The sequence below is a fragment of the Sphingopyxis sp. genome, from assembly GCF_965227415.1.
Classification (GTDB): domain Bacteria; phylum Pseudomonadota; class Alphaproteobacteria; order Sphingomonadales; family Sphingomonadaceae; genus Sphingopyxis.
The window spans coordinates 3296295-3310859 of sequence record NZ_OZ245749.1 but is presented as its reverse complement, the minus strand read 5'-3'; the positions used below and the strand labels follow the sequence as shown (position 1 = coordinate 3310859).

At 64.3% G+C, this 14565-nt stretch carries 15 protein-coding genes and 1 pseudogene; 2 read left to right on the top strand and 14 right to left on the bottom strand.

Annotated elements, in window-relative coordinates:
* Positions 1 to 38: 38 nt before the first annotated feature.
* Entirely contained in the window at positions 39 to 2369 is a 2331-nt protein-coding gene (locus tag ACO055_RS16100; protein ID WP_422059842.1) for a bifunctional diguanylate cyclase/phosphodiesterase, read from the top strand.
* A 73-nt stretch (positions 2370 to 2442) separates the two neighbouring features.
* Here ACO055_RS16100 and ACO055_RS16095 read toward each other — a convergent pair whose 3' ends face one another.
* The 13 genes from ACO055_RS16095 to ACO055_RS16035 all read right to left on the bottom strand — a co-directional run bounded on the left by ACO055_RS16095 (position 2443) and on the right by ACO055_RS16035 (position 13462).
* Entirely contained in the window at positions 2443 to 2709 is a 267-nt protein-coding gene (locus tag ACO055_RS16095) for a hypothetical protein (protein ID WP_422059841.1), read from the bottom strand.
* Between the two features lie 18 nt (positions 2710 to 2727).
* Entirely contained in the window at positions 2728 to 3213 is a 486-nt protein-coding gene (locus ACO055_RS16090; RefSeq protein WP_422059840.1) for a winged helix DNA-binding protein, read from the bottom strand.
* Positions 3210 to 3797: a JAB domain-containing protein gene (locus ACO055_RS16085; RefSeq protein WP_422059839.1), complete on the bottom strand. Its 588-nt coding sequence runs from the start codon at positions 3795 to 3797 to the stop codon at positions 3210 to 3212. The genes ACO055_RS16090 and ACO055_RS16085 overlap by 4 nt, the downstream gene beginning before the upstream one ends.
* The gene (locus ACO055_RS16080) at positions 3737 to 4234 is read right to left on the bottom strand and encodes a hypothetical protein (protein ID WP_422059838.1); all 498 of its coding nucleotides are present in this window, start codon (positions 4232 to 4234) and stop codon (positions 3737 to 3739) included. The genes ACO055_RS16085 and ACO055_RS16080 overlap by 61 nt, the downstream gene beginning before the upstream one ends.
* A gap of 38 nt (positions 4235 to 4272) precedes the next feature.
* A complete protein-coding gene (locus ACO055_RS16075; protein WP_422059837.1) occupies positions 4273 to 4620 on the bottom strand; it encodes a hypothetical protein in 348 nt (115 codons plus the stop codon).
* Positions 4621 to 4682: 62 nt separating this feature from the next.
* Positions 4683 to 5264, bottom strand: coding sequence for a helix-turn-helix transcriptional regulator (locus ACO055_RS16070; RefSeq protein WP_422059836.1), 582 nt, complete (start codon positions 5262 to 5264; stop codon positions 4683 to 4685).
* Positions 5265 to 5726: 462 nt separating this feature from the next.
* Positions 5727 to 6287 (bottom strand): winged helix DNA-binding protein, encoded by a 561-nt coding sequence (locus ACO055_RS16065; protein ID WP_422059835.1) that lies wholly within the window; start codon positions 6285 to 6287, stop codon positions 5727 to 5729.
* Positions 6288 to 6442: 155 nt separating this feature from the next.
* Complete coding sequence (locus tag ACO055_RS16060) at positions 6443 to 7453, bottom strand: spore coat U domain-containing protein (RefSeq protein ID WP_422059834.1); 1011 nt, start codon at positions 7451 to 7453, stop codon at positions 6443 to 6445.
* Positions 7435 to 9801, bottom strand: coding sequence for a fimbria/pilus outer membrane usher protein (locus ACO055_RS16055; RefSeq protein ID WP_422059833.1), 2367 nt, complete (start codon positions 9799 to 9801; stop codon positions 7435 to 7437). Before ACO055_RS16055 ends, ACO055_RS16060 begins: the two co-directional genes overlap by 19 nt.
* 4 nt (positions 9802 to 9805) lie before the next feature.
* Entirely contained in the window at positions 9806 to 10561 is a 756-nt protein-coding gene (locus ACO055_RS16050; protein ID WP_422059832.1) for a molecular chaperone, read from the bottom strand.
* Between the two features lie 17 nt (positions 10562 to 10578).
* Entirely contained in the window at positions 10579 to 11136 is a 558-nt protein-coding gene (locus ACO055_RS16045) for a spore coat U domain-containing protein (RefSeq protein ID WP_422059831.1), read from the bottom strand.
* Positions 11137 to 11176: 40 nt separating this feature from the next.
* Positions 11177 to 11725, bottom strand: coding sequence for a spore coat U domain-containing protein (locus ACO055_RS16040; RefSeq protein WP_422059830.1), 549 nt, complete (start codon positions 11723 to 11725; stop codon positions 11177 to 11179).
* 993 nt (positions 11726 to 12718) lie between these two features.
* Entirely contained in the window at positions 12719 to 13462 is a 744-nt protein-coding gene (locus ACO055_RS16035; RefSeq protein WP_422059829.1) for a hypothetical protein, read from the bottom strand.
* A gap of 28 nt (positions 13463 to 13490) precedes the next feature.
* Here ACO055_RS16035 and ACO055_RS16030 point away from each other — a divergent pair.
* Positions 13491 to 13811, top strand: a pseudogene (locus tag ACO055_RS16030) (ATP-binding protein); the annotation flags it as partial.
* 395 nt (positions 13812 to 14206) lie between these two features.
* On the opposite strand, the gene ACO055_RS16025 reads toward ACO055_RS16030, so the two are convergent.
* Positions 14207 to 14500, bottom strand: a complete 294-nt coding sequence (locus tag ACO055_RS16025; protein WP_422059828.1) for an ArsR/SmtB family transcription factor — start codon at positions 14498 to 14500, stop codon at positions 14207 to 14209.
* Positions 14501 to 14565: the final 65 nt, after the last annotated feature.

Genomic DNA, 14565 nt, shown 5'->3' with positions numbered 1-14565 from the left:
CTCCCTCTGCCCGAACCTGGCCGAAATGGGGGTGAGACATGTTCAGAGTATTCGAATGCATTGTTGGGCAGCATGATCTGCGGCTGGTCCTTCTCGCAGCATTGGTCTGGGTGCTCGGCAGCGCGGCACTCTTCCTGCTGCTCGCGCGGTCGATCGACTGCGTCGAAGCGCGGCGACGCCAATGGGTCGCGGTCGCCGCACTCGCGGCGGGCGTCGGAGTCTGGGCGACGCATTTTATCGCCATGCTCGCCTATGACGGATCGATGCCGCTGAGCTTCGACCCGGGGACGACGATCCTGTCGGTTGCCATCGCGATTCTTGCCTTCTGGGCGAGCTTCCTCGCCGCGGGCCGCGAGTTCGGTGTCCGGGCTTCAGCTCTCGCCGGCCTCCTTGCGGCGCTCGGGGTCACCGCGATGCATTTCACAGGGATGGCAGCGATCGTCGCGCCGGCGATCGTTCGCTATGATATCGGGGCGATCGCGGTCGCGTTCCTGATCCTCTCGGCGTGCTTTGGCCTTGCGCTCTTCGCTTTCGGACGTCTCGGCGATCAGGCGCGCATAGCCGTGCCGGCTCTGCTGTCGGTCGCGGGCCTCGTTGCGCTCCACTTCACGGCGATGTCGGCGACCGTACTCGCGCCCGATCCCGCTCACTTCAATCCGGCCGCGATGGAGGGGCACAACTGGCTGATCGTCGCGATCGTGGGCGCCACGCTTTCCCTGATTGCGCTCGTCCTCGGCGGCGCGTTCCTCGATCGTATGCTGACCGACCTGCGCGGCCTCACCGAGGCGACTCTCGAAGGGCTGGCGATCCTCAGCCGCGGGCGGATCGTTGAAGCCAACGGCCAACTCGCCGTACTTCTCGGCGTCCCGTCTGCCGAACTGGTCGGGAGTGATCCGGGGCGCTGGCTTGTCGCCGCCGATGGACAGAAACTGACAGCGCCGCGCGCAGCGCCTGCCGAGGCGGTTATCGTGCGCAACGAGGGTGAGGATCTCATCGTCGAGGTCACGACGCACGCCGTTGAATATCGCGGACGCCGATGCGAAGTGCTCGCGGTGCGCGATCTCACCGCGCGCAAGCGCGCCGAGCTCCAGGTCGAGCATCTCGCGGCGCACGATGCTCTCACCGGGCTGCCCAACCGAGCTCGCTTCACCGCGGTGCTGGAAGGACTGGTCCGGAGCGGAGAGAATTTTGCGCTCTTTGCGCTCGACCTCGATCGGTTCAAGGCGGTCAACGACATCTTCGGCCATGCCGCCGGCGATGCGATACTCTGCCGTGTCGCGGCGCTGCTCCGCGACGAGACGCGCGAGGTAGATCTCGTCGCGCGCATTGGCGGCGACGAGTTCCTGATCATCCAGCGCGGCATCGACGATCTGCGCGACGCACAGATGCTCGCGTCCCGCATTCTCGTCGCGTTCGCCGACGAGATGGACATCACGCGCGATCCCATGGCGGTCGGGGTGAGTATCGGGGTCGCGCTCTTTCCCGCTGACGCGGACAGTTCGGAGGCGATCCGCCACAATGCCGATGTCGCGCTTTACCGTGCCAAGGAACGCGGCCGCGGCATGGCCTGCTTCTTCGATCTCGAAATGGATCAGCTCGTGCGCGAGCGCCGCGAACTCGAGCATGATCTCCGTCACGCGATCACGCGCGCGCAACTCAGTCTGATGTACCAACCGCTCGTCGCCACCGCGGGCGGCGGTATCGTCGGCTATGAGGCGCTGCTGCGCTGGGCGCATCCCACGCGCGGGTCGATCCCGCCCGAGATATTCGTGCCGATCGCCGAGGATGTGGGCGCGATCATTCCGATCGGCGAATGGGTGCTGCGCGAAGCTTGCGCGGCGGCGATGCAATGGCCGAGCCATATCAACATCGCGGTCAACGTGTCGGCCGTGCAGTTCCAGCTCCCGAACCTTGCCGCGATCGTCGAAGATGCGCTCGGACAGAGCGGGCTTGCCGCCGAGCGGCTCGAACTCGAAGTCACCGAAAGCGTGATGCTACGCGACCGGGTCGGCGCACTGGCGACGTTGCATCGTCTGAAGGCACTCGGGGTGCGGATCGTGATGGACGATTTCGGGACTGGCTATTCGTCGCTCTCGAACCTCCAGGCCTTCCCGTTCGACAAGATCAAGATCGACCGCAGTTTCGTCAGCCATGTCACGGACGATGAATCGGCGCGCTCGATCATCCGCGCGATCGTCGGGCTCGGGCGCAGTCTCGACCTGCCCGTGGTCGCCGAGGGCGTCGAAACCGAAGAGCAGCGCCGCATGGTTCTTGAGGAAGGCTGCCCGCAGGCACAGGGGTTTCTGTTCGGTGGCCCAGCCGAAGCGGTGGTCGGTATTCCGGGGCTTCTGCGCGTTGTCGGCCAATAAGGCGGCAATCTGCGATCGACGATGTGCGCGCTCCTGCATTTCCCTCCATTTCGGAGGAATTGCGACGAAACGATCAAGCTCGGCGTAGCGCGAGCAGGCGGTGCGGCGGAAAACTCTCGCCCTCGGTTGTAAGGAAGAGCCGCCCGGACTGCGGATGCTCGGCGACGACCACGGCGATTCGGCCCTCCTTCGCCTTGATCCAGAAGTCATGGGCTCCGCTCCGGATCCAGTCGATTACCGTGTCGATCGGCCAGAGCGTGCCCTCGATCCGGAGCGCGTCGATGCAGCGATCTGCATCCTGCCCGTCGGGGCGGATGGCGGCGATCCGGTAAACTGGCATGATCATCGGTCCTTCAAGTCAGCTCAGCGTCGGCTGCGGTCCGGCGGCGGCGCCGCTCGCGCCGAGCTGGCCGAGGAGATAGCGTTCCATGAGGTCGGTCCCTGCCGCGCTGAGCGATGCATGGATGACGCGGTTGTCGTGCTGGCAGGGCTCGCGGACGACCAGCCCGTTCGCGTCGAGCTTGTTGATCCAGCGCAGCGCGGTCGTCTGCGGCACCGCCGCTGCGATGCAGAGGCTGTGGATGCTGACCTGCCGCCCGCGGTGGCGCTGGATGTAGAGATCGAGCAGCATATCCCATGCAGGCTCAGCAAAGAGATCCATTCCAAAAAGTCGGTCGCGGGTACGCCGTGCGGCATATTCGGCCTGCGCGACGGCAGCGAGCCGCCCATCCTCGCGGTACGCGGCGACGTCGGCGTCGGGCGCTTCGCTCGTGAACGGCCGCCGTTCGCAAGCGAGCGCGTCGAGGCTGGCGGACAGAGCAAGCTTGCGTGACGGGCCCGTCATGCGAGGAGTCCCCGCGCCTTCATGCTGACGATATCGTCGTCGCCGACGATCAGATGATCGAGCAATTCGACCCCGACCGCGCGGATGAGCTCGCCGATACGGCGGGTCTGGGCAATATCACCTGCGCTCGGTTCGGCCGAACCCGAGGGATGATTGTGCGCGAGGAGCACGCCATGCGCTCCGACGTCGAACGCGCGACCAAGGAGGAAGCGCAGGTTTGCGTCGACCTGTGCCGCGCTGCCCACCGCGATCTGGTCATCGGCGATATAGCCCCATTCGGCGGTGACGAAGGTTGCGTGCAACCGCTCGACCGCGCCCTTGCCGATCGTGAAGCGAAGATAGCGCCGATAGTCGGGATCATCCGCCGAAATGGGTGTGCGCTGGATCCGCTCGTAAAGGCCCGCGCCGACGAGGTCGCGCGCGGCGACGATCGTGTCAACGAGGCTCTTGTTGTCGAAAAGCGCCACATCGAGCTGCTCGCGCGATGCCAGCAATGCGCGGCCGAGGCCGCCGAAGTGACTGATCAGCCGCTCGGCTGCGTCCTCGGCCTGCTGTCCCGCGAAGGGCTTGAGGAGATCCGCCACGACCGATACCGCCCGAGGTATCGGCTTCGCCGCGCATGCGCCGCGATCCCCAGCGTCATGATCAGCAGGATGATATAATAGGGTCCATAGCTCATCAGCCCGTAGGCGAGCCTGGGAAAGAAGTCTGTCACCTCGCGCGCGAAGTGCGAGAGGAGCGAGACCAGTTGAAAGGCCGCGAGCCATATGGGGTAGACCCTGTTCGATCGGAGCGCGACGCCCACGAAAACGGAGGCAACGATCACGTCCATTGTGAGATGACCGAGGTCGACCGTGCCGTAGGTCGGGCCATGCTCCACCAGCAGGTGATACACGGGGTCGCCAAAGGTCATCGCGAAGAGCGCTGCCACACACATCCGTTCGGGCGCAGCTCCCCAGCGCAGCGCCGCTGCGCCGAGAAGGCCGACCCAAATCAGGTTGAGGATGAGAAAGGGGTCCACGGCATGGTGGTGGCGCCCGGCAGCGACGGCGTCAAGGATCAGGCGGCAACCTGTCGGCTGCCGTCGTCCTCGACGAAGTTCAATGTGTCGCCATGGCCCGGCGGGCAGCCGGTGATCCGCGTTTGCGCGTCGACGAGCGCATTGTGCGAGCGGAAGATGTCGTTTGCCGAACTGATATCCGACGCGACGGCGCGGCCGATACGGATGATGGCATCCTGGCCGACGTGAGGCGCCGGCATCTCTTCGATCTGACGGGCACGCAGGATCGAGCTCATGAGTTCGAGCTTGGCAATCAGGCTCTCGTCAGCCTTGGCTTCGGCATCGCGGATCTGCTTGCGGATTCGCGCCATATAGGCGGGAGCCGGCTTGATGGCTTCGATGGTCATTTGATTCCCCTCGGCCGCGATGCCCGTCATCGCGTCCATTATCCTTGACGACTCAGGGTCGGCTAGCTGACTGCATCCGCGAGCGCCTTCGCGGCCGCCAGGGCCACGACGATGCTGGCAACGATCGCGAGCACCAAAAGTGCAATCGCTGCGCCGCGGGTGAGTGTGGCGTTTTCGCCGTCGAGCACCCTGGGGACGATGCCGGGCTCCTTCCACTCTCTCCAGGGCGCGTCGATCGACATGGCGATCGGGTCCTCGAAGGCTGCGGCGGAAACCTTGCTGTCCTGTGGCGCTTTTGTCTCGCGATGCTCGTCCGAGGCCAGTTGTAGAATCCGGATTTCAGTTTCTACACATGGGGTATCTTGATCTTTCAGGGGCTTGGTATGATCGGGGCCCGTTTTGGGGCCCGGCCGTGCCGCGATCCATTCACGGTAACGCCGGGCCAGTTCGTGGCGTGTTACCCCTCCGAGGCGCGAGCGCAGCACCTCGATCCGGCGATTGATCGCGGTTTCGGACACGCCAAGCGCCCAGGCGATTTCCTTGCTCGTCCGGTTGTGCGCTAACAGGTCGAGCACGGCAGCCTGTTTGTCGGTCAGGAAATCAAATTCCCTAGCGGGTGGGCTTTGTGACCCCATGACTTTCATCCTGCTCGGTTAGTCACTTTCGTGTCGTCAGAAAAAAGCTGCACGCATTGTTTCCTTAACAGGGAATAACATGTTCTGCCCATATTGCCCAAATTACCCGTAGCTCTTCAAGAGACCGATGGCAGCGTCACTATGGCATTTTGGACGTATTATTTTGAAATATCAGTACGTTCCATATGAGTTGCATTGTGAGACCTGAAATCGGCACAGCGAAAGTGCCGATCGGCAGCGGCGATTGGGAAAGTCTCGCCCCGATTATTGCCAAAATGGCGCCACTCTGGCGCTGATTTCGCGTCGGGCTGATTGCGGGTCGGGCGAACCATGGCTCCGGCATTATATATTCTCCCAAGACGATAGACGCACCAGCGTCAGAATCTCTCCATTCGCGGCGCAAAAAAATGCCGCTCCGGCGGTGGGGATCCGGAACGGCAGAGGGAAGTTCGGCGCAGAGGGTAAGGAGCGTCAGGACCCCACGGCATCGAACCAAGCATCGAGGCCGCGGCGTGCCTTGTCGCTCAGGGCCACGAAGATGCGGCGGCCGTCGTCCGGATCGCGCTCGCGGACAAGGCAACCCTGCTCGGTCATCCCTTCGATGCTGCGCAGGGCCGTCGTCGACGGGACGGCCGCGGCGATGCAAAGGCTCGAGACGCTTACGCGCTTGCCTTCATGATGCGCGGCATAAAGGTCGAGGAGCATGTCCCAGGCGGGCTCGGCAAACAGCGTCGGGGGCAGAAACTCCGACCGGAGCCGCCGTCGCTGGACAATCGCGCGCGCCAGCGCGGCCCGGCCAGCGGGAAATCCCGATGGTGCAACGGAAGGGAAGTCCGAATAGGGAGCCGCGAGATGCGCTGCCGCCGCCGCATTCGGGTCAGGCGGCACTGAGTCGGCACGGCCGCAACGCGCGCGTTCGTCGAGCAGATCCTCGAGTTGCGTGATCAGCGACGCGATGTGACGATCGAAGGTCCCGGGAGAGCCCAGCCGATCTCCCTCTGCCTCGCGCCTGACCTCCACCAATCGACCCATCATATCCCCTTTCGTACCTTAAGGTGACGGCGCAGATATCGCGGATTTTAGCCCCATCCGGACCCATTTCTGGTCCGAAGCGGAATGGTTGCGACGAAGTGAAACAGCATTGGCAGCATTCTCCGAGCCGAGGATCGCTCGCATCCCGCCGGCCATCAGAATTCGACGTCGATCCGCACCGTGTCGCTATAACTCCCGCCGGGCGGAGTGGGCTGTGCGGGATCGATCGCGGCGCGGTAGGTGAAGCCCTGGTTGGTCAGCGAATCGAGCGTGCCGGCGCCGGTGTCGGCGCTCGTGCTTTGGCGTCGCTCGGCGCCTGCCATGCCCCAGCGATCGGGCGAGGTCGCCGATCGATAGATTTCGTAACGGAGATGGTTGGTACCACTCGCCATGCGCCTGACATTGCCGAGCGCGTGGCCGCCATTGTCCAGACCCACCGAATAGGTGGCGCCGGCGCTGCAGCGGATCTGAATCGTCCGCGTCACCGGGTTGAAGCTTCCGGCGAGCGGCGCGCTACCGAAATCGAGCGCGGGAGCCTGGATGATGCAATCCTTCTCGATCCGCAGTTCGATATTGACGCGCACCGCCGTGCCCGGGCCCCAGTTGATCGGGGTGACGAGCGGCACCGGGCGCACGAACCCCGGACTCGCCGAATGGGCAAGACAGACCGCGACCCCGAGCGCGCACACCGAATAATGCCAACGAAGATCGAGATATCCGGTGTAGGTGCCGGCGCGCAGCCCCGCGGTCGGCGTCGTTCGGATATAGATGGGGACGCTGCTGCTCGCCCCGGCGAACAGGCTGACGAGGCTCAGCGACGACAGATTCTGGAAACTTCCGACGGCGAGCGCGGTGCCATTCGGAGTCAGCGAGGCCTGGAAGGCGATACTGCTCCCGCCCGGACCGGCAAGCTGGAAGGTCGAGGCATCGACGCTGAGCCCGACATAATGCGCGGTCAGCGCAGCGAGCAAGATGTCGCAGCTGAGGCCTGCCGAGCCGCTGCCCTGCCGCGCGCTGGCGGCGGCGACATAGCTGCTGTGGCTGCCAAGATCGGTGCTCGCGGCCGTTACGGTGCAGGCCGAGGCCGCTTCGGGCGCGAGCGCGGCCGCGGAAAGCAGCGCCGCGCGGGTCAGCCAGCGCCGAAAGCTCAGTCGGTGCGTGCGCATAGATGATCTCCGAGGTCGATGATGCCGGCGCCGGCGGTGTTCGCGGGCGGAGCGACGGTGAGACGGCAGCGGCCGCCTGCCGGAAGCGCGACCTCGATCGCGGTCGATCCGGCGAGATCATCGATGACGAGCAGGCCGTCCCAGCCGACGAGCGTTTCGTGCCCGCCGATGCGGACGCGGATACCGGCGGGAAGCGGCATGCCTGCGGAATCCTTGAGGGTCAGGCGCGCGGTCTGCGTGCGCGTGACCGGGAAGCGGACGATATGCCCGCTGCCGCGCGCCACCGCGACACGCTCGCTGACCACCGGCGCCGCGATATTGGCGGCGAGGTCGAGCGGGTCGATCTCGTAGAGGCCCGGATACCAGGCGCTTGCCCAGGGGACGAGCAGCTTGCCGTCGCCATTGGTGCGCCCGACGAGCTGGTTTTCATAGCGGACCGGTATGCCCTCGACCCCGTCCGTGGTGACCACGACGAAGGCGTCGGGGACGCGGTTGGCGGCGAACACGCTGCCGTCCATCAGCACGAGCGCGCCGCTCGCGCCGGCCCAGACATTGGTTCCGTGCGCATCGTAGACGCCGCCGCGGAGCAGGACCGGATCGCTTCGCCACGAAACATCGCCGCGCAACGCCACATCGTTGCCCGCGCCTGCGGCGCTCGCGTTCCAGCCGAAGCCCCCCTCGCTCGGCATCGCGCGCGCATAGTCGGCGCGCCAGCTCCGCGGCCCCCGAGCGTCGTCGGCGACGCCGACAGCGATATTGCCACGCCGCCCGCCAAGCGGCAGGGTGACTGTGAGGGCGCCCGACCAGCTCCGCGCCTCGAACGCGCGCGACGCGCTCGCGTTGAGACGGCTGCCGCCCCAGAGCGGCAGCGATAGCGACGCGCTCGCGAGCCTGAGATCGGTGCCGCCTTCCTCCTGCACATCGAACCAGCCCAGCCCGAGCGTCCCCGCGGGCCCGAGCGACAGCGCGAGCGTTGCCGAACTGATGTCGCGCGCGCCGCCTGCACCGATGGCGCCGAGAAGCCCTAGGTCGACATAGCCAGCGCTCTGGTGGCTGCGCCGAAGCGCGAGCGACAGGATCCGGCCCTGATATTCATAGCCGAGCGTCCATTGCGCGCCGTCGCCGCCGTCCGCGTCCGAGCGGAAGCTCCGGCTGTATGAGCCGTTGATCACGCCGCCGCCGCCAAGCCGCACGACCGCCCCGCCGCCGGCGACGCTCATGTCGCCCGCGATCTCGGCGCGGACTTCGAGTGTGATCGTGTCGCTGACCCCGTGGCGCAGCGAGCCGCTGGCGGCGACCCCTCCATAGTCGAAGCTGCGCCTGCCGTAATTCTCGCGAAAAGCGCCGAAGGCGAGCGCGAAGTCGGTAAGTCCTGGCCTGAGCAGGTCACTCGATACATAGAAGGGCATCGACGTGGAAATGGTGCGGCCATGCACGTCGGTGACGAGAATGTTCGCCTCTCCCGCGCCGTTGATCGGCGGCAGGCTTTCGATCGCGAACGGCCCCGGGGCGACGGATCCGCCGCCGATTCTCTGCCCGCCGACGATGAGATCGACTGTCGACGGCACGGCCGCGCTGCCGGTGAATTCGGGGAGCGGGTAGGTGATGATATCGGGCCGCACCGCGAAATCGCGGCTGACCTGGATACCGCCGAGCCGCACTGCGGACGCCCAGGGGAGGCTGCGCGTCACAAGGTCGCCGGCCTCTAGCGTCACCGCAGTCGCCTCGTCGGATCGGCGCCAGCTCGTGTCGTAGCGGACATAGGTCTTGCCCGGGCCGCTGCGCGCTACGCCGCTCGCCGAGAGGGTACCGGCGCCGCCGAACACGCGCGTTTCGTGCCAGAGCGACGCCTCGGCCTTGCGCTCGCCGCCGCCGGTGACGACGACGTCATAGTTGAGGAGCACCCCCATGTCATAGGATGCGCGGACGGACTTCGCCTTTGCGCCGCCGATCCGCTGGCGCGGGAAATAGTCGGCGTCGGCGGTAAGGAGGAGTTGTTGGAGCGGTGCGTCATAGCGTGCGGCGAGCCCCGGCAGCTCGTCGAGCCAGACGCTGTCGCCCTGCGCCCCGACGACCAGCCCGGCGCGTTTGAGATCGGCGAGCGGAAGCTGGAAGCGCGCGCCCTCGACGCGAACCGCCGCGACGATGCCCGTCCGCCGCTCGTTGATGACGAGCTCGAGGCGGAGGCTCTGTGCCTGCACAAGGTCGGCGCGCGACGGCGGCGGTGGCAGCTCGCCGAAGCTCGACGCGCTGTCGGCAGCGAGCGCGGGCAAGGGGAGGAAACAGGCCGCCGCGATGAGCGCGGCGGCACCGCTGGCCTGTGCGGTCCTCGGCGCGCGCGCGGCCATGATCTCAATCCGGCTGCGGCGCGATCGGCGCGGCGGGCGCGCCGTTGATTGAAGCGATGAGCGCCGCATCGGTGCGCGTGCCTTCGGGTAGCGGCCAGCGCATCGTCCGCCCCGCGAGCACATAGCCGAGAAGGCCCGATGCCAATGGCGTGCCGCCGAGCGCGGCCTCCGTGAGCCGGGCATGGACGGGGCCAGTGTTGCGGAGCTCGACAAAGCTGCCCTCGCCCTCGCGCGCGATACGCCAGACGAGGATAGGAGCGGGGGCGAGCTTGTTCTTGTCCTTCGCGCCCGCACCCCTGCCCTCGACGAAGAGCGGTAGCGAATAGCGCATACGGAAGGAGACTGCGGCGCTAGGCGCCATGGTCTCGGCATCGGCCGCGGGAATCTCGTCGATGATGACGCGGTACGGCGTCTCGATGGCCTCGGGAGCGGCGCCGGTGCGCGTGAGCCGCACGAGCTGCCTGGTGCCAGGTGCGATGCTGACGATCGGCGGGGTGCCGATCACGTCGCCCTGGTCGGCATAGACGTTGCGGCCATCCTGCTGGTCCCAGGTATAGATGCGGACCTGCAGCATGACCGGGGTGATGCCGGGATTTTCGAGCCAGAGCGCGGCGGCCTGCCGGTCGGCCTCGATCACGGGGCCGACCGGCCAGATCAGCACCGACGAGGGCGCCTCGCGTGCATCCGCGGGGTGCGGTACGGTGACGAGGAGGCCAATGGCTGCGGCGAGCAGCGCGAGCGAGAGCCAGATCGAACGCATGAGATGGTCGGGTTTCCTCACCATGAAAGGGTGACCGTGAGCCGGTCGGTGTACGTCCCTGCCGTGAGTGCGCCGGGCAGCGTCAACCGGGCATGGACGGGCAGGCGGATGTCCTCGCCGTTTGCCGTAGTTGCGGTTACTGCGGTGCTGCCGCCGATCGCGATGGGCTGATTGCATGCGGCGTCGGAGCAGAGCGAGTAGAGGATGCGCGACGCCGGATCGGCGCCGCGCTGGAGATGGCGCTGGCCGCTCGCCGCATGCGCGCCGCCGTCGATCGTCATCATCAGGGTGACGCCGGGCGTGCAGCGCACCCGGATCGCCTGGTTGCCGGTCGTCGTCGCACTGTGCGAGGCGGTCGACAGGCTCGAATCCTGCCCGAAGTCGAGGGTGCCGATCGTCCCGGCATTGCCGCTGCCGCCGAGCGCGTCGACGCGGCAGCCTGGCGTCACCGTCGCGGTCACATCGAAATTCGCAGATGTTTCAGCCTGTGCGGGCGAGAAAAGGCCGCCCCCGCTCGCGACCACAGCGAGGAGGGCGGCCAGTACCCGGCGCAAGGGTTCCGAAGGATCCGTCATGGGTTGGGCCATGTCGATGCGCCGGGCTAGAGGGCTCGGGTCAGAGCTCGACGACGACGGTGATCGTGTCGCTGTAGCTGCCGGGTAGAAGTCCGGCCTCGCCAAAGGCGCGGCCGTAGATGCGGACGGTCTGCACCGCGCCCGTCGCGGCGAGGCCGATGTCGCCGCCGATCGGCAGGATCGCCGTGCGTCCGGCATCGGTGTAGAGATTATAGGTGACGAACTGGCCGACGGCGCTCGCATGCGCCATCGCGCGGAGCCCGACCCCGGCGCCGTCGCCGTCATTTTCACCCGCCTCGAACGAAAGATTGGGGGTGATCCCTGGGCTGCACTGGATCGAGAGTGCGCTCCCGCTGTTCAGCACCTCGGCGTCACTCTGCGCGAACAGGGTGTTCTGCGTTCCGAAGTTGATCGCGCCGAAATCGGCACCGCCCGCTCCGTCGGAGAGAGTCTGGCCGTTGATGATGCAGCCGGCCTCGAGCGTGATCGTCGCATCGATCGTGCCGGTGATGTCGGCCTGTGCCGGGGTTGCCAGCGATGCCGCGGCGAGCCCGAGACCCGCGAGCGATGATTGGATGGTCTTCCGCATGATGCACACTCCACAAGTCCTGCCATGCGATGAACAATCGGCAGAAATAGTCTTCGATGTGCAAACAATACGAAATAGAGATTAATAATATATGTGTATCGGAATGAGATACATTTTATCTATAGTGATAGAATAACAGGTAATACTGCATCGGATATTTATTCCGATACAGCAAAGCCACTAAGGGCAGTTTCGATTGCTATGGAATGGCATGTGCCAGCGCGTTTGTCGCGCGGGGGCCGGTCCGTATCGGAATCGTCGCGACGGACCGAGGATACACCGGATGGCCGCCCGGCCTGGACGCCCGCCGCCGCGCCGCGGAAGCATGTTGAAGTTCCGTCGCTTTTCCCAGGCCGATCGCCAATATCGGGTGTGCGGCGGGTGTACAAATTCGATCCGGAGCGGACTAGGTTGCGGTCGCCCAAGTAATATGCACTGTTCGCAGCGCCAACGCGGCGCCGGGCTACGCGTCCTTTTGTGAGCGCCTTTTAAGATCGTTCGGACGGCGGCTCGATCATGTCCGCTTCTGCCGCTCCCCGCCTAAAACTAGATTGTCGGCCGTCAGCGAAGGCCCGACTCCAGCCGGAACGAGCAAGCAATCGCTCAACATTGCCTCAATACCGCGGTGGAAAATCACATCGCTGCATGCCGATTTGCGAGCAGAGACTCTGCCGCAGAACGCAGCCAAATCCGTCGATCTGGGTGACGGCAGCGACACACGGGCCTCTTCCAAGGGCGCGCAATTGCGCCCTTTTGGCGGGGCACAAGCAAACCTGCGGGTTTATCGATTATAGTGTCGATTAGCAATAAGGACTGCCAGCGCAATGCGCTGTAAATACTGGAAAAGTGCAAAACAGATGATTGAGTAATTTGCGAATTAAACTACTCAAAATCCTGAATTTGGCAACAACGACTGCTCAGATTTCCGTGATGGCGCGAACATGAGATTGCTGACGCGATCAATAGCGCTTGATTATTGACGAACGGCGGATATCAAACGTGAAAGCCTGGTATGCGAATGCACACTTGGGCGCGATCCCACAGTCCATCGGCCACGAGATCGATCTTCTTGTTCTTGATCAATTGAAATGTGGTGGGAGGCAATTGTCCAATCACGGTTGCAATCTCAAGGACTGTCACACCTTTTTGAGCAAGATTTTGCACGTCAGCTAGCGAGTAAGTGATAGGGTTCTTACCGGCTGAATCGAGACTATCGAGCGCCTTGCATTTGATGTTGGCGTTGAGGATTTCCCGCGCCTCACGCTGGGTCACGCGTAAAGATTCTAATGGGGCGCGAGGCGGTGGCGATGTCATCCCTGATATCGAACGAATGGCGTTCTTTTCCACCATGATAGCATCGAACAGCTTCCGACCTGGCCGGTCTATCGCGAACGGCAACAAAGGCAAGTCTTCTTGCAGCAGTGCGCCAGTGATCGCTCCCCAAGGCTTTGGTCGACCATTAACGACCATGAGTGCTTCTCTCAAGCTAACAGGGTTCTCGAGTTTCGATCGGCGCTTTTTTCGAATTCGCGCTTCGAAATCCGTGATGTCCCAAGTGGTGAACCACACGTCTTCGTCGAACAGGGATATGCCGCTTGCGGTGATGTGACCGCACTCGAAGATCTCCTGTATTGCTCGACGACCAAGTCCAAACCCATACCCTACGGTTTCAGGGGCTACGCGAGCGCTAAACGCTTCTGCGAACTGTTTTACGTCACCCGGATCGAATACCGGCACCAGTCTTCCGCCGCGAAGACGTTCGTGACTGGTGACACGCCTCGAAGAGGAGACCCGGATCGGCAAGGGCGGGACCCTGGCGGCGCAGCTGTCGCGGCTCGACCTGATCGTGCTCGACGAGCTTGGATATCTGCCGTTCGCACGCTCGGGAGGGCAGTTGCTGTTCCACCTCATCAGCAAGCTTTATGAGCGCACCAGCGTCATCATCACCACGAACCTCGCGTTCGGCGAGTGGCCTACCGTCTTCGGCGATCCCAAGATGACCACGGCGCTGCTCGACCGCGTCACCCACCACTGCGATATCGTCGAGACGGGCAACGATAGCTGGCGCTTCAAAAACCGCAGCTGACCGCCACCTTCGCCGCCTTCAAAAATCTATCTTGCGCTGCGTGCGCCTCCGGTCGGGCTACGCCCGACCTCCGCCGCACGCAGCGCAAGGCTCACCTCAACAAACCCCCATCATATCCGCAAGGGGGTCCTTCTTCGACGCCGATCGGGGGTCCCGTTTGAACGCCGTTTGACACCCCAGAGGTCGTCCGCGTTCTTCCAGATAAAGGAAGCTAGCGTGGTGCTTTGACCAGTCAATTGCGTTGCCACTCATACTCTCCAATCGGTCCGCTAAAGCGGAAAACTGCCTTATAGGATGCTCGCGGAATCGAACCAAACGACGATCATTATGGAGGTCTAGCTTTGCCTGAGAAACAAAGCGTGCCAGACGTTGACCGAATTCAAAATTTCCGATTATCAGGGGCGTGCATCGGAACCGGAGATATTTCTAAGAAAGTCCGCCAGTTCATCTGCAACCCGAGGCAGTGCCCGGTAGATCACCTTGCGACCAACCTTTTTTGATTTAACCAGTCCAGCTTGGGACAGTATGGCAAGATGCGCGCTCATTGCTGTGGGCGATGTCTTCGTCGTTTCCGAGATTGCGCCTGCCGCTAAACCCGCATCGCCTGCGTCGATCAGCAGTTTGAACACCGCGAGCCGCGTTTCCTGGCTCAGAGCGCTCATCGCCATCCGGGCCTTCTTCTTTTCCATTCCGCCTCCTCAAACGAAAGCGCAGGCCCCGCAAGCGGCAGGAGTCCGCATTCCATAGTTAAGAG